At 62.9% G+C, this 15,174-nt stretch carries 15 protein-coding genes and 1 pseudogene; 13 read left to right on the forward strand and 3 right to left on the reverse strand.

Features of this window, described 5'->3' with window-relative positions:
- Window position 1: 1 nt before the first annotated feature.
- The 8 genes and pseudogenes from J6524_RS27105 (at window position 2) to serA (ending at window position 7,444) form a co-directional block, all read left to right on the forward strand.
- A complete protein-coding gene (locus tag J6524_RS27105) occupies window positions 2-259 on the forward strand; it encodes a DUF6894 family protein (protein ID WP_225676278.1) in 258 nt (85 codons plus the stop codon).
- A gap of 173 nt (window positions 260-432) precedes the next feature.
- The gene (locus tag J6524_RS27110; protein ID WP_225676280.1) at window positions 433-1,755 is read left to right on the forward strand and encodes a PQQ-dependent sugar dehydrogenase; all 1,323 of its coding nucleotides are present in this window, start codon (window positions 433-435) and stop codon (window positions 1,753-1,755) included.
- Between the two features lie 145 nt (window positions 1,756-1,900).
- On the forward strand, window positions 1,901-2,467 hold the full coding sequence (locus tag J6524_RS27115; RefSeq protein ID WP_225676282.1) for a c-type cytochrome: 567 nt from the start codon (window positions 1,901-1,903) through the stop codon (window positions 2,465-2,467).
- 132 nt (window positions 2,468-2,599) lie between these two features.
- Complete coding sequence (locus J6524_RS27120; protein ID WP_225676284.1) at window positions 2,600-3,991, forward strand: amidase family protein; 1,392 nt, start codon at window positions 2,600-2,602, stop codon at window positions 3,989-3,991.
- A gap of 12 nt (window positions 3,992-4,003) precedes the next feature.
- Window positions 4,004-4,480 (forward strand): glutathione peroxidase, encoded by a 477-nt coding sequence (locus J6524_RS27125; protein WP_225676286.1) that lies wholly within the window; start codon window positions 4,004-4,006, stop codon window positions 4,478-4,480.
- A gap of 17 nt (window positions 4,481-4,497) precedes the next feature.
- Window positions 4,498-4,746 carry a DUF3297 family protein gene (locus J6524_RS27130; protein ID WP_225676289.1) on the forward strand — a complete coding sequence of 83 codons (249 nt, stop codon included), beginning with the start codon at window positions 4,498-4,500 and terminating at the stop codon, window positions 4,744-4,746.
- Window positions 4,747-4,893: 147 nt separating this feature from the next.
- Window positions 4,894-6,063, forward strand: a pseudogene (locus J6524_RS27135) (mandelate racemase/muconate lactonizing enzyme family protein).
- 121 nt (window positions 6,064-6,184) lie between these two features.
- Window positions 6,185-7,444: a phosphoglycerate dehydrogenase gene (gene serA, locus J6524_RS27140; protein ID WP_225676291.1), complete on the forward strand. Its 1,260-nt coding sequence runs from the start codon at window positions 6,185-6,187 to the stop codon at window positions 7,442-7,444.
- Between the two features lie 211 nt (window positions 7,445-7,655).
- On the opposite strand, the gene J6524_RS27145 is transcribed toward serA, so the two are convergent.
- The 3 genes from J6524_RS27145 to J6524_RS27155 form a co-directional block, all read right to left on the reverse strand.
- A complete protein-coding gene (locus J6524_RS27145) occupies window positions 7,656-8,084 on the reverse strand; it encodes a GNAT family N-acetyltransferase (RefSeq protein WP_225676293.1) in 429 nt (142 codons plus the stop codon).
- 41 nt (window positions 8,085-8,125) lie between these two features.
- The gene (locus J6524_RS27150) at window positions 8,126-9,481 is read right to left on the reverse strand and encodes a malonyl-CoA decarboxylase (protein WP_225676295.1); all 1,356 of its coding nucleotides are present in this window, start codon (window positions 9,479-9,481) and stop codon (window positions 8,126-8,128) included.
- A 204-nt stretch (window positions 9,482-9,685) separates the two neighbouring features.
- Window positions 9,686-10,486 (reverse strand): AraC family transcriptional regulator, encoded by an 801-nt coding sequence (locus J6524_RS27155; RefSeq protein WP_225676297.1) that lies wholly within the window; start codon window positions 10,484-10,486, stop codon window positions 9,686-9,688.
- 68 nt (window positions 10,487-10,554) lie between these two features.
- Here J6524_RS27155 and J6524_RS27160 point away from each other — a divergent pair, with 68 nt between their 5' ends.
- The 5 genes from J6524_RS27160 to J6524_RS27180 all read left to right on the forward strand — a co-directional run bounded on the left by J6524_RS27160 (window position 10,555) and on the right by J6524_RS27180 (window position 15,160).
- Window positions 10,555-11,736 carry an MFS transporter gene (locus J6524_RS27160; protein WP_225676298.1) on the forward strand — a complete coding sequence of 394 codons (1,182 nt, stop codon included), beginning with the start codon at window positions 10,555-10,557 and terminating at the stop codon, window positions 11,734-11,736.
- A 180-nt stretch (window positions 11,737-11,916) separates the two neighbouring features.
- On the forward strand, window positions 11,917-12,336 hold the full coding sequence (locus tag J6524_RS27165) for a hypothetical protein (protein WP_225676300.1): 420 nt from the start codon (window positions 11,917-11,919) through the stop codon (window positions 12,334-12,336).
- Window positions 12,336-12,995, forward strand: a complete 660-nt coding sequence (locus J6524_RS27170) for an OmpA family protein (protein WP_225676302.1) — start codon at window positions 12,336-12,338, stop codon at window positions 12,993-12,995. Before J6524_RS27165 ends, J6524_RS27170 begins: the two co-directional genes overlap by 1 nt.
- Window positions 12,996-13,110: 115 nt before the next feature.
- Complete coding sequence (locus tag J6524_RS27175) at window positions 13,111-13,857, forward strand: ABC transporter substrate-binding protein (RefSeq protein WP_225676619.1); 747 nt, start codon at window positions 13,111-13,113, stop codon at window positions 13,855-13,857.
- Window positions 13,858-14,308: 451 nt separating this feature from the next.
- Window positions 14,309-15,160 (forward strand): formate/nitrite transporter family protein, encoded by an 852-nt coding sequence (locus J6524_RS27180; RefSeq protein ID WP_225676304.1) that lies wholly within the window; start codon window positions 14,309-14,311, stop codon window positions 15,158-15,160.
- Window positions 15,161-15,174: the final 14 nt, after the last annotated feature.

Below are 15,174 nucleotides of genomic sequence, written 5' to 3' on the forward strand. Positions count from 1 at the left end.
GATGCCGCGATATTATTTCAACACCCGTATCGGCGATGAGCTGATTTCCGATCCCGAGGGCGAAGTGCTCCACGATCCCGATCGCGCCTGGGAAATGGCCCGCGCCATGATCCGCGAACTGCTTAAGACGGATGGCGCCGAGGGTGCGCTGCTCAGCGCCACCATCGAAGTCACCGACGATGACGGCGAGATCGTGCTGGAGTTTCCATTCTCCGAAGCGATTCTCGACGCGCCCGGCGGTCCCATCACTAGGCACTGACGGCGCGAACCGAAGGCTTCGCACTGCGTTTTGTTAGCGGTGCAACCTGCGCGCGGTATGTTTCCGATTGCACACCGGTAGCCAAATATGGAGAGTGCCGGCCGGGAAAGCCTCCGGCGCTGGCGTCATATCGGCCCGCGCAAAGAGAAGGGCTTCCGCCAGGGAGAACGCCCATGATGAACTACGTGTCGGTGCCGCGCGGCCTGTTGCTGTCCGGCGCCTTCTTGACCGCCTTCACGCTGAATGCCGCTGCCCAGCAGGCCACCGATCCGCCGGTTGCCGCCCCGCCGCCTTCCACGGCGCCGGCCGCCGGCGCGCCGCCCCCCGCCGGGACTGCGGCCTCACCCACGCTTCCGCCGGGGTCGCCGTTAATCGGACGTCCCGCGGGCAATGATGCCGCCGCCAAGCTTGCGCCGATCGCGCCGCCACCGATTCCGGCTGCACCGGACAAATTGCCGATAGCGAAGCTGAAGGTGCCGGCCGGCTTCAACATCGAAGTCTATGCCGCCGGCATGGCGAACGCCCGCTCACTCGCGCTCGGCGACAAGGGCACGGTGTTCGTCGGCAGCCGCCTGGTCGACAAGGTCTATGCCATCGTCAACAAGGACGGCAAACGCGAGGTCAAGGTGCTGGTATCAGGCCTGTACCGGCCGAACGGCGTCGCCTTCAAGGATGGCACGCTCTACATCGCTGAACTGTCCAAGATCTCCAAAATCGAGAAGGTCGAAGACAATCTGGATAACCCACCGAAGCCAACCGTGATCTTCGATAAGCTGCCGAAGGACGAGGCCCATGGCTGGAAGTTTATCGCCATCGGTCCCGACAACAAGCTCTACGCTCCCGTCGGCCAGCCCGGCAACAATGTGCTCAACGATGACGAGCATGGCCTGATCCGCCGGATGAATCTCGACGGTTCAGGCGCGGAAGTGATCGTTCGCGGCGTTCGCCACACCGTCGGCTTCGATTGGCATCCTGAGACCAAGCAGCTCTACTTCACCGACAACGGCCGAGACTGGATGTCGGAAGACGTGCCCGAGGACGAGCTGAACCGGATTACCAAGGTCGGCGAACATTTCGGCGCACCGTTCTGTCTGCAGGGAAATATCGTCGATCCCGAATTCGGCTGGGGTAAATCCTGCAGCGAATACACCGCGCCCGTCGGCCTCTTGGGTCCGCATTCAGCAGCGCTCGGCATGCGCTTCTACACCGGCAACATGTTCCCGAAGGCCTACAAGAACGTCGCCATCATTGCCCGGCACGGCTCTTGGAATCGCACCAAAAAAATCGGCGGCGACGTCGTCATCGCCAAGCTGAACAAGGACGGCACGATGAAGTCGATGGAGCCGTTCCTCACCGGCTTCCTGGAAGACAACAAGTATATCGGTCGCCCGGTCGATGTGCTGCAGATGAAGGACGGCTCGCTCCTGGTCTCCGACGACTACAACGGCGCCGTCTACCGCATCACCTACGGCAAGCCAAAGATGGCGGGGAAGTAGTAGCCTCAGCCGTCATTGCGAGCGAAGCGAAGCAATTCACGCCTCAACGCGGAGATAGATGGATTGCTTCGTCGCTTCAGCGCAAAATTGCATCGCAATTTTGTCGCGAGCTCCTCGCGATGACGTCGGTGTCTGGAGTTGGCCGATGCGCAAAACAATGACGATGCTGGCGTTCGCTTTGATCGCGGCCACAGCCAACGCCGAACCGATCGAACAACGCATCGCGCCATGCCTCGCCTGCCATGGCGAGAACGGCCAATCGCAAACCGAGAACACGCCCTCGCTGGGCGGCCAGCAGGCGCCTTATACGCTGATCCAGCTCTTCATGTTCCGCGAGAAGCTGCGCACCTTCGAGCCGATGAACGAGATGGCGAAGCCGCTGACCGACGACGATCTGCGCCTGTTCTCCGACTTCATTGCCAAAATGCCAAAGCCTGCTCCGCCAGGGGAAAATGTCGATCCAGCGCGGATGCAGCGCGGCCAGGCGCTGGTGCAGCAGCACCGCTGCGATACCTGCCACAACCCCGACCTGTCCGGGAAGGAGAACGTCCCGCGCATCGCCAACCAGCGCGAAGACTATCTTGCCAAGACGCTTACCGAATACAAGGACAACAGCCGCCACGGCTACGATGCCAGCATGGCCGACGTGATGGCGCCGATTGCGGCAGACCAGATCGCCGATCTCGCCCATTACATTGCCCACGTGCGCTAGCTTTAATCTCGCTCTCCCCGCGAAGAACGGGGAGAGGGAGATGGGGCCCGCTACTCCGAATTTCCGGACGGCTCCCCGCTGGCATTGCCGTTCGCCCGGCGCTACAAGGGCGGCAATCGGATGGAGTTTTGCATGCAAGATCTATGGCGCCTGTCGGCTGCGGAAATGGCCTCGCTGATCAAGGCGAAAAAGGTCTCGGCGAACGAGGCGGCAACCGCGGCGCTGGCGCGGCTTGACGCGGTCAATCCCAGGATCAATGCCGTCGTCGACCACCGGCCCGAGGACGTCCTGGCACAGGCTTCCGCCGTCGATGCCGCGATCGGGCGCGGCGAAGACGTAGGTGCCCTTGGCGGCGTGCCTGTGACGGTGAAGGTCAATATCGACCAGCAGGGCTATGCCACCACCAACGGCTTAAGGCTGCAGCGCGACGCCATCGCGAAGAGCAACAGCCCGGTGATCGACAATCTCCGCAAGGCCGGCGCGGTCATTCTGGGGCGCACCAATTGTCCGGCCTTCTCCTATCGCTGGTTCACCTCCAATCTCATCCATGGCGACACCAAGAACCCGCGCGATCCCGCGATCACGCCGGGCGGCTCGTCCGGTGGCGCCGGGGCTGCGGTTGCGGCCGGCATCGGGCATATCGCGCACGGCACCGACATCGCGGGATCGATCCGCTATCCGGCTTACGCCTGCGGCGTGCACGGCCTGCGGCCGACCATGGGCCGCATCGCGGCATTCAACGCTGCGCTGCCCGAACGGCCAATCGGGCCACAGATCAGCGCGGTCTCGGGCCCGCTGGCCCGCACCATCGGCGACATCAGGATCGCGCTGGCGGCGATGTCGGCGCGCGATTATCGCGATCCCTGGTGGGTGCCGGCGCCGCTGGAAAGCCCGGCGATGCCGAAGCGTGTCGCGATGTGCCTCAACCCTGACGGCCTCGATCCCGTCCCCGAAGTGAAGGCTGCGGTCACCGATGCCGGCAAGCGGCTGGAGCGGGCGGGATGGATCGTCGAGGAAATCACCGATACACCGCCGCTGCTCGAGGCCGCCGATCTCCAGACCAAGCTCTGGCTCGGCGACGGATATGAGGCGCAGCTCGAAGCCGCCGAGCGCGAAGGCGATCCCGGTGCGCTCGCCTGCCTGCGCGGCAATCGCGCCAAGGTGCATCCGTTCGACCTCTCGAAAGCGCTGACGCGGCGCGCGACCTTGACACGCGAATGGCTGGCATTCTTCGAAAACTACGCCGTGCTGCTGATGCCGGTCTCCGGCGAATTGCCGTTCCCCGATCAGCTCGATCTCAGGGACGAGGCGTCGTTTGCGCGCGTCTGGCATGCGCAATTGCCGCAGATCGCCATTCCCTTCATGGGGCTGCCCGGGCTAACCGTGTCGACCGGACTGGTCGGACGCGTTCCTGTCGGCGTGCAGCTGGTTTCCGGGCGTTACCGCGAGGATTTGTGTCTCGCTGCGGGCGAGGCAATCGAAGCCGGCGGAACGCCGTCGGCGGCGATTGATCCGGCGAGCTGAACAGAGAGGACCATGCCAGGCGTTTATGATTTCACGGCGCAGTCGCTTGCCGGTGAAGAAGTTCCGCTGAAGCGGTTCGAGGGGCAGGTGCTCCTGATCGTCAACACCGCGAGCGCCTGCGGATTTACGCCGCAGTATAAAGGCCTGGAGCAGCTGCATCGTGACTTCGCGCTACGCGGTTTTGCGGTGCTCGGCTTTCCCTGCAACCAGTTCGGCAGACAGGAGCCGGGCGATGCGAGGCAAATCGAGGAGTTCTGCGCAAGCAAGTATGACGTGACGTTTCCGATGTTCGCCAAGATCGACGTCAACGGTGCCCAAGCGCATCCGTTGTTCAACCATCTGAAGAACGCGAAATCGGGATTATTGGGACCATCGATCAAATGGAATTTCACCAAATTCCTGGTCGACCGGTCGGGCAGGGCGGTGGCGCGTTACGCGCCGACTGCGACGCCCGAAGGATTAAGAAAAGAAATCGAGGCACTGCTGTGAGCGAGAACGACAAGTCGATGAGCGACCAATTTCCCGACCGCCTCTCGGTCGATCCGAACAGCCCGTACTACAATGCCGACATCCTCGCGCGCGACGTCGGCATTCGCTTCAAGGGCATTGAGAAGACCAATGTCGAGGAATATTGCATCAGCGAGGGCTGGGTGCGCGTCACCGCCGGCAACGCCAAGGATCGTCACGGTAACCCGCTGACGATCAAGGTGCACGGCCCGGTCGAGCCGTATTTCCGCGATAAGCCGAAGTCCTGAGGCGGGATCTCTCAGCCGTCATTGCGAGGAGCGAAGCGACAAAGCAATCCATGTCTCCGCCTGCGGTGCTATGGATTGCTTCGCTTCGCTCGCAATGACGGTGCGGAGCTCGCGCCGTACCCATTCTCGCCACTGAAAGTGACCACCATGTCGGTCCGTATCGTCGACGTCTGCGAGGTGACAAAACCGATCTCCTCGCCGATCCGCAACGCTATATCGACTTCACCAAGATGACGACGAGCCTCGTTGCCGTCGTCACCGACGTTGTACGCGACGGCAAGCGCGTCGTCGGCTACGGCTTCAATTCCAACGGTCGCTACGGTCAGGGCGGGCTGATCCGCGAGCGCTTTGCGCCGCGCCTGAAGGAGGCCGACCCGAAGACTTTGCTCGACGCCAGCGGGGACAACCTCGACCCTGACAAGGTCTGGGCGGCGATGATGGCGAATGAAAAGCCCGGCGGCCATGGCGAGCGCTCGGTTGCCGTCGGCACCATCGACATGGCGGTGTGGGATGCGGTCGCGAAGATCGCCGGCAAGCCGCTGTTCCGCCTGCTCGCCGAGCGCCATGGCCGGGAAGCCAATCCGCGCGTGTTCGTCTACGCCGCCGGCGGCTATTACTATCCCGGCAAGGACCTGGCCGCACTGCGCGGTGAGATGCGCGGCTATCTCGACCGCGGCTACAATGTCGTGAAGATGAAGATCGGCGGCGCGCCGATGGCGGAAGACCGCGAGCGCATCGAGGCCGTGCTGAAGGAGATCGGCAACGAGGCGCAACTCGCCGTCCACGCCAACGGCCGCTTCGATCTGGAGACCGCAATCGCCTACGCCAAGATGCTGCGGGAATATCCGCTGTTCTGGTACGACGAGGCCGGCGATCCCCTCGACTTTTCGCTACAGGCCGCGCTCGCCGAATTCTATCCCGCACCGATGGCGACCGGTGAAAACCTGTTCAGCCATCAGGATGCAAGAAATCTGATCCGCTATGGCGGCATGCGCCCTGATCGTGACTGGCTGCAGTTCGATTGCGCGCTGTCCTATGGTCTGTGCGAATACCAGCGCACGCTGGCGGTGCTGAAGACATACGGCTGGTCGCCGAGCCGCTGCATCCCGCACGGCGGCCATCAGATGTCGCTCAACATCGCGGCCGGCCTCGGCCTTGGCGGCAACGAGAGCTATCCCGACCTGTTCCAGCCCTACGGCGGTTTTCCCGATGGCGTGCATGTCGAGAACGGTCATATCACCATGCCTGATCTCCCCAGCATCGGCTTCGGGGGGAAATCCGATCTCTACGCGTGAGATGAAGGCGCTGGCGGCGTAGGGCTGGATGCCATAGGAAAGACCGGAATCAGCGGCCTGGACAGGGCGTTCGCCCTGCCGCCGATCGTGGATTTCCAGGCCGCCAGTTTACCGTTTATCCATCGTTGAAGGACGCCGCGATCTTGGCCAGCACGCTTCCCCAACTCTCTCTCGCAAAGGACAAGATCCGGGTCTTGCTCCTTGAAGGTGTCAACGACAGCGCCGCGCAGATGATCGAGGCTGCCGGCTATTCCAACATGACACGGCTGTCCAAGGCGCTCGAAGGCGATGCGCTGAAAGAAGCCATCAAGGGCGTGCATCTGCTCGGCATCCGCTCGCGCACGCAAATCACCAAGGATGTTCTCGACGCCGCGGACCGCCTGATTGCGGTCGGGTGTTTCAGCGTCGGCACCAACCAGGTGGACCTCGACGCCGCGCGCCGCAGCGGGATTCCGGTGTTCAACGCGCCGTTCTCCAATACGCGCAGCGTGGCCGAACTTGTGATCGGCGAGATCGTCATCCTGCTGCGCCGGATCGTCGCGCGCTCCAACGCCGCCCATGAGGGCCGGTGGGACAAGTCGGCCGACGACAGCTATGAGGTGAGGGGCAAGACGCTCGGCATCGTCGGTTACGGCAATATCGGCTCGCAGCTCTCCAACCTCGCGGAAGCGATGGGCATGCGGGTGATTTTCTATGATCACACCGACAGGCTTCGTCACGGCAACACCGAGCCGACGGCGAGCCTGCATGAGCTCTTGGCGCAAAGCGACGTCGTGAGCCTGCATGTACCGGAAACTCCCGCCACGCACGGGATGATTGGGCGCGATGAGATTCGAGCGATCAAGCATGGGGCGTATTTCATCAACAACAGCCGCGGCACGGTCGTGGACCTCGAAGCGCTGGCCGAGGCACTGCGCGAAAACAGGCTTCGCGGCGCCGCGGTCGATGTCTTTCCGGTCGAGCCGCGCTCGAACGTCGAGCGCTTCGTGTCGCCGCTGCAGGGGCTGGAGAACGTCATTCTGACGCCGCACATCGGCGGTTCGACCGAAGAGGCGCAGGAGCGAATCGGCGCCGAAGTCGCGCGCAAGCTGATCGAGTACAGCGATTCCGGCTCGACCATGGGCGCCGTCAACTTCCCGCAGGTTCAATTGCCGACGCGGCCGTCAGGCACGCGTTTCATTCAGGTGCAGCGCAACGTGCCGGGCATGCTCGGGCGTTTGAACGAAGTGCTCGCGCGTCATGCCGTCAACATCGCCGCGCAATATTACGAGACCGCCCACGACGTCGGCTACGTGGTGCTGGACGTCGATGCGTCTGCCGCCGACGGCCAGCGCGTGCTCGCCGACATCCGGGCGCTGGAAGGCACCATCCGCGCCCGGTTGCTCTATGAGTACAAGGCCTGAAGGCGCTGGCGGCTTGACACACGGTGTCATCGTCCGCCTTGTGCGCAATTGCGCACTGGGGCGGACGATCCAGTACGCCGCGGCTTCTCGGCTTATCTCTGACGTCGGCGAATACTGGATGCCCGCCGGAGCCTGTCATCGGGCTCGCCGAAGGCGAGACCCGGTGGCGGGCATGACGAGAGAGGTAATGGGTGCGATCGTAGGTCCACGATCAGCCCTCGGCCAACAGCCCCTTGTCGATCGCCGATTGCCGGTTCCTGAAAATCGCCATCGCGGTCTTCATCCGCAGGAAGCCGAACTTCGCGTAGAACGGCTCGCGGCCGGCGACCGCATAGAGGATGATCTTCGCGTGCCCTTGTGACTTGGCGAGCAGCCGTTCGATGATCTGTTTGCCGAGGCCTGTTCCCTGATGGCTCGGCAGCACCGCCACGTCGCAGAGATACGCGCAATCGCGTCCATCAGCCAGGACACGGCCGGCGCCGACGAGGCGGCCATTGTCGCGGGCAAAGCAACAGAACATGCTATTGCCGAAGACGATTTCCAGGTCGACCGCGTTCTTGTTGCCGAGCGGCGCTGCGCGATACAGCGCCTCCAACTCGCGCCAGTCCACGCCCTCTCGGCTATCGCTCCAGTCGATCATCGCCGCATGAGTCCAATAAGGGTTACGAAAATAAAACGCGCCTACGACAGCCGCATATCCAGGAGCCGCCGTCCCTCGTTCTTCAGCAGCTTCTTCACCGCGCTGGAGGCCGCGATCTCGCCCTGGTTGGCGTAGGCCTCATGGTTCTTCTCGATGTCCTCGAGCCGGTAGAGATAATTGACCATGATACTTGCGGATTCGCGCAGGCCCTTGGGCGAGAGATCGCCGAGCCAGTTGATCTTCTCCAGCCGTGCGCCGTTGCCGATATGGAAGCGGGCGACCGAATCGACCAACCGTCCCTTTGACGTGCGCGCTTTCAGGAAATAATGCGCGGCAAGCGGCTCCAGCACGGCGCGCAGTTGCGCGGTCAGTTCGGCATTTTCGAACCAGTCCGGCTTATCGAGGACTTCCAGCAGCGCCCGTTCCTCCTCACTGAGCGGAACGTCGTCGGCCTTCTTCAGCCATTGCATGAAGCCGGGCACCGGCGACAGCGTGATGAACGTATCGAGCTTCGGTAATTCGCGCCGCAATTCCTCGACCACCTGCTTGATCAGGAAGCTGCCGAAGGAAATGCCGCCAAGCCCCTTTTGCGTGTTCGAGATCGAATAGAATACGGCGGTGCGCGCGCGTTCGATCGGCACCGGCTGACGCTCGGCGGCAAGCAGCGGCGCGATCGCGGTCGGGATGGCCTCGGTCAGCGCCACCTCGACGAAAATCAGCGGCTCGTCGTTGAGCTGCGGATGGAAGAAGGCGTAGCAGCGGCGGTCGACCGGGTCGATGCGGCGGCGCAGATCGTTCCAGTCGCGGATTTCGTGCACGGCCTCGTAACGGATGATCTGTTCCAGAATGTTGGCCGGCGTCGACCAGTCGATCCTCCGCAGCACGAGAAATCCCCTGTTGAACCAAGAAGACAGTAGATGGACCATGTCGCGGTCGAGCGCGGCCAAATCCTTGTTGCCCTTCATCAGGGAAAGCAGATCGGCGCGCATCGCCACGAGATCGCTGGTGCCGCCTGGCGCGCGGTTGAGCCGCCGGATCAGCTCCTGCCGCCGCGGCTCGGAAGCAAAGTGAAGGTCGCTGGCGTCAGAGTCGTTCGGCTGGTTGCGCCAAGTCTCGATTGCTTGCGACAACTTCTCACGGTCGGGCCCAAAGTCGCGGGCGATCGTCTCGAAGAAGGTCAGGCGTCCGGCGGGGTCGAGATCGTGGTAGCGGTCGAGCACATCGCGCGCCATCGCCGTGCCGGACGCTTCGCCGCGGCCCGACAACAGCGCCTCGCATAATTCGATCAATTCCGACGCATCCTGACCATCGTCGGATGGTCCGCCGGCACGCCGAAGCAGCGTGCGGCCGCGCTCTGATATCGTGGCTAACAGATCGGAGAAGAAGGCATTGGCCATGTGGCGGGTCGAATCCAGCGGGGGTTTTGCGAACCTTAGACGGAATTTAGAATTGTGCCGATCACAATCAAGATCACCCAAGTCGTCATGCCCCGCGTATGCGGGGCATCCAGTACGCCGAGGCCTATCAATTGGTCGCTACGGTCTCTGGAATACTACATTACCCGATTTCGCGGGTAATGACGACAATACGATGTCATCGCTTCACGCCTTGCCGGCGAATTCCGTCGGTGTCTTGCCGGTGACCTGCCGGAAGGCGTGAGAGAACGCAGGGACACTGGCATAGCCCAGATCCGAGGCGAGCTGCTTGACGGAGACGCCGGCGTGCGTCGACAGTTTCTCGATCGCCGCTACAATCCGCGCGCGCTGGCACCAGCTCTTGAAGCTCAATTGCGTCTCCGACGAGAACAGCCGCGACAGCGTCCGCGCCGAGGTGCCGACCTCGCTCGCCAGGTTCTCGATTTCGTGGTCGGCAGTCGGGTCGGCGAGCACGATGTGGGCGGCGCGCCGGCAGCGCGGCTCACGCGGCAGCGGGATGAAAGTCGCGGAATCCTCGGCGCGATCGAGCTCCATCATGGCGAGCCGCAGCAAGAGCGCGGTTCGCTCAGGGTCGCTGCGGTCATCGAACAAAGCGAGAATCGTCTGGTGCAGGAGCGGCGACACCCGCACCACGAATTCGGCCTCGAGACTGTGGCTGCGCACCTCGCGCCTCAGCCAGTCGAGCTCGAAGTAGAGCGTGCGCATCTCGATGTCGGCGAGCACGTCGATCGCATGTTCGGATAGTGCAGGGACCCACACCGCGCGGTCCGGCGGCACCAGCCAGCGGCCGTTCGGCGTCGTCACCTGCATGGTGCCCTTCGCCGCATAGACCAGTTGCGCCTCCCGGTGCATGTGGGTCTCGATCCGAAAGCCCTTCCGATAGCTGTTGGCGATCATGTGGATGCCGTCGCCGGTCGAGGTGCGGCGCCCGAGAATAGCGGCAATTGGCTTTTCGGCGATATTCATTGGCGACATCCCGTCAGGACTACCCCGTATAACCTATTTCGCAACATTGCGGGATTCGGGAATCGACCATGAACAGCCCCAGTCGGGTGATCACCTTCGTTAACGCCGCCCACTTCATCGACCATTATTCGATGCTGATTTTCGCTGCCGCCGTCATCATCATGGGCCCGGCGCTTGGCATGGCCTATTCGGAACTATTGCCTTACGCCACCCCGGGCTTCGTGGCGTTCGGTGCCGGCTCGCTCGTCACCGGCTGGCTCGGCGACCGCTGGAGCCGCCGCCACATGATGGTGATCTTCTTCATCGGCATCGGCGCTTCGATGATCGCGGTCGGCTTCGTGCAGACACCGCTGCAACTCGGGGCCGCGCTGCTTGCGATCGGGCTGTTCGCCTCGATCTATCATCCGGTCGGCACCGCGATGATCGTGTCCTATGCCGACAAGCTCGGTCGCGAAATGGGCCTGAACGGCGTCTGGGGCAATCTCGGCGTCGCGTCGTCGGCGCTGGTCACCGGCGTGATCGGGCAGTATCTCGGCTGGCGCGCGGCCTTCATCATCCCCGGGATCATCACAATCCTGCTCGGTGTGGCCTTTGCACTGATGGTGGTGCACGAGAACCGCACCGGCACCCGGCAGGCGGCGGCGCAGGCGCGCGTGGCGAAGCAGGACATGTGGCGGGTGTTCTTGGCGCTATTGATCGTCGTGATCGCGATCTCCACCACCTTCAACGCCATCACGGTTGCGATGCCGAAACTGTTCGCCGAGCGGCTAGCCGGCATGACCGATAGCCCGGCCATGCTCGGGGTCATCGCGGCCGGTGTCTATGTCTTCGGCGCGATGACGCAGTACACCATCGGCAAGTTGATCGACCATTATTCGCTGAAGACCGTGATGCTGCCACTGTCATTTCTGCTGGCGCCATTCATGTATTTTGCGGCGACGCTGTCGAACCTGCCGCTGATCATCGCTTCCATCGGCATCGTGATGGGCGCGTTCGGGCAAGTCACGGTCAACGACGCCATGGTCGGCAAGTACACCACCGAGGAGTGGCGCTCGCGCGCCTATTCGGTGCGCTACTTCGTCGGCTTCACCGCGGCGGGCGCCTCCGTCGGTCTCGTGGCGTGGCTTTATGAGCAGGGCGGCTTTGCCACCATGCTGCAGGCGTTCGGCGCGCTATGCCTCTTGGTGATCGTGGCGGCGTTCATCCTGCCGCAGGAGATCAAGGCGCCGGCGGCGCAGACTGCGCCATGACGTCCTGCTGGCGGCGAGCTCACGGCGTCATCAAGCTGTCATAGGCGGCTGCGGCATGGATAGCGAGGCGTCGCCTCGGCCACCCGCGACGATTTGCTGCGGCGCAATAGCTCGACGAGAACGTAACTAGATCAAACAGAGCACTTGACCATGGCTACCCTCCTTGTGTGAGGTGCGCGCATGACCCGAATCCGGCTTTTCCTTTGCATCATTGCGATCTCGACGCCTTCGCTGGCGGCAGCGCAGCAGGCCATGAAGTTCGAGGAGGCTGGGGCCATGTTGGCCGCGAGCTGCGGCAAGGACATCGACGACAACTGCCGCGGCGTCAATCTCGACGCGACGCGGCTGCGGGAGTGCCTGAACCGCAACCAGGACGTGGTGTCTGCGAAGTGCAAGGCGGATTTTCCACAAGCGCTTGGCGCCATCCAGGCGCGCGTCACCGCGCGTACCTCGCTCGTCAAACTGTGCAATTGGGAATTGAACCGTTTCTGCGGCGAGGTTCGGACCGATCCCGTCAAGGGCCTGCAGTGCCTCCTGGAGTCCACCAAGAAGGCGACGCCGAACTGCAACAAGGCGATCAGCGCGGCGGGGTATCATTGATGCGTGGGGTAAGGAAACTGCGCGGCCTCGATCTCTTGCTGGGCGTCTCGGCCCTGTTTGCGTTGCCGATGGCGGTGGCACAGGCGCAAACTGCAACCTCGACCGCAGATATCATCGAAAAGCTCGCCGTCGATGGCGAGGCGGATATCGACATTGCCGCCTTGCGTCAGCAGGCCGCCGACCGCATCAAGGCGAGGGCAGATGCCCAGCCGCAAAAGCGGCCGCCGATCGCGCCGCAACTGACGAAGCTGCCGCAAGTCCGTTTCGATATCGTGTTCGATCAGGATTCTTCGCTCGTCCGGCCGGCCTCCTACCAGACCATCGGCACCATCGCGGACGCACTGACCGATCCAAAAACGCGGCCCTACCGCTATCTGATCGTCGACCATGTCGAAGCTGCCGGGCGGCGCGACCACAATCTGATCTTGAGCCAGCGGCGCGCCGACTCGATCCGTGATGTGCTGGTGAACACCTTCAAGGTGCATCCGAAGCGGCTGCAGGCGCTTGGGCTGGGTGAGGAACAGTTGCAGGATGTCAATCGCCCGGCAGCGCCTGCCAACGCGCGCGTACAGATCATTGCGATCGGCAAGTTCGAGACGGAGCCGGCAACGCCGGCCGCGGCGGCACAGAAAGGCGCGGCTGCAAAGAAGAAGCGCTGATCATCCTCGACAAGGATGAATGCGAGACGTGTCGCTGGGAGAGAGAAGGAGCCTTGCGATGTTCAATCAACTTTCGCCGCGGATAATCGGCCTCTTTCTGGGATGGACAGTGATGATGACAGCGCCCGCTGCGGCAGATGCGTTGAAGGATGAGATCGCGCCGACCGGCAAGCTGCGGGTGGCGATTGCGATCAGCCCGGCTGGCGGTGCGTTCTGGTCGACCAAGACCGAGACAGGTTATGCCGGCGTGCCGGTCGATCTCGGCAAGGCGATGGCGGAGCAGCTTGGCGTGCCCGTCGAATATGTCCCGCACAACAATTCCGGCCAGATCGTCGATGCGGCCGCGAAAGGCACCTGGGACGTCACCTTCCTGCCCAAAGATCCGGAGCGCGAAGGCAGGATGGCGTTCGGGCCGATCTACGAGGTTGCGGACGCGACCTACATCGTCAAGCCGGGCTCAACGATCACGAATTTCGCAACCCTCGATCAGCCGGGCGTCAGGGTCGCTGCCGTCAACAACACAACCACGATGCGCGGCGCGATCGCGCATCTGAAGAACGCCAAGGTGACCGGCTATCAGACCTATGACGAAATCTTCGGCCTGCTCAAGAGTGGTGAGATCGACGCGTTCGCGTTGTCGCGCGACCAGCTCAATGCCATGGCCAAGCAGATCCCGGGCACGCGTGTGCTCGACGAAACCTTCAAGCAGACGGTCACGGCAGTCGCCGTACCGCTCAATCGTCCGCAGTCGCTGGCGTTCGTGGTCAAGTTCATGAACGACGCGATCGCGAGCGGCACGCTGCGCAAGGCCTACGACAATAACGGCCTGAAGGACCGGCCGGTGCGGACGCAGACGAAATAGGCGGGGCGCGGCGTTGCGGCAGGCGCTAACATCTGTGCAACTGCACAAATACAAGGCATCGATCCTCGGCCAGGCACCGCGCGATAGGGCCATAACCACGTAAAAATACGCGCTTTTTTGAGCCAACGGCCCGATTTCGGGTTGGCACATCGATTGCTTAATCCTGTCTCAGTCAATGACGACTGCCGTCCTTTCGGATTGCCATGGCCAGCGTTGGCCGAAGGCGTTGGGATCAAGCAGCCTCGCGTGAGGCGCTTCGAGCAGTCTTCGGGACCACCACCTTACGATAGCTCGCGCATCCTTATCCCTGGGCGTGACCTGCGTCGTTCTGTGCCGCTCAAAGGCGGCATCGGATTCGTCGCGCACGAGGACGGCAAGATTTTTCACTCGATCGGTGCACGGCTGCGCAGCATCCGGCGCGCTTCAACCTTGTCTCGCAAAGGGGAATGGAATGGCCTATCTCGCGCCTTCGGAATTCGTGACCAAGATGGTCGACGCCGGAGAATCCAAAATCTTCATGTCGACGCGCGATACGGTCATCCGCGCCTACATGGCCGGGGCAATCCTCGCGCTCGCCGCGGCGTTTGCGATCACCATCAACGTGCAGACCGGCGTACCGATCGTCGGCGCCGCGCTGTTCCCAGTTGGCTTCTGCATGCTGTATCTGCTCGGCTTCGACCTGCTCACCGGCGTGTTCGTGCTGGCGCCGCTCGCGCTGATCGACAAGCGCCCGGGCGTGACGCTCGGCGGCGTGCTGCGCAATTGGGGCCTCGTCTTCATCGGCAATTTCGCGGGCGCCTTCACGGTCGCCGTGATGATGTCGATCGTGTTCACCTTCGGCTGGTCGCAGGCGCCGGACAAGGTCGGCCAGGTGATCGGCACCATCGGCGAAAGCCGCACCGTCGGCTATGCCGACCATGGCGCGGCCGGCATGCTGACGCTGTTCATCCGCGGCATGCTCTGCAACTGGATGGTTTCCGCCGGCGTCGTCGGTGCGATGATCTCCACCCATGTCAGCGGCAAGGTGATCGCGATGTGGATGCCGATCATGCTGTTCTTCTTCATGACTTTCGAGCATTCCATCGTGAACATGTTCCTGTTCCCGTCCGGTCTTCTGCTCGGCGGCAAATTCACCTGGTGGGACTATCTGATCTGGAACGAGATCCCGACCGTGGTCGGTAACCTCGTCGGCGGCCTCGCCTTCACCGGGCTGACGCTGTACGCGACCCACGTCAAGACTGGCCCGTCGCGCAGCGCGTCGGCTGCGGCATCTTCGCGGCCGTCCTCGCGCATTGCCGCTTGATCTTGAGATGAGGA

Origin of the sequence: Bradyrhizobium hereditatis (genome assembly GCF_020329435.1) — a bacterium.
Classification (GTDB): Bacteria; Pseudomonadota; Alphaproteobacteria; order Rhizobiales; family Xanthobacteraceae; genus Bradyrhizobium; species Bradyrhizobium hereditatis.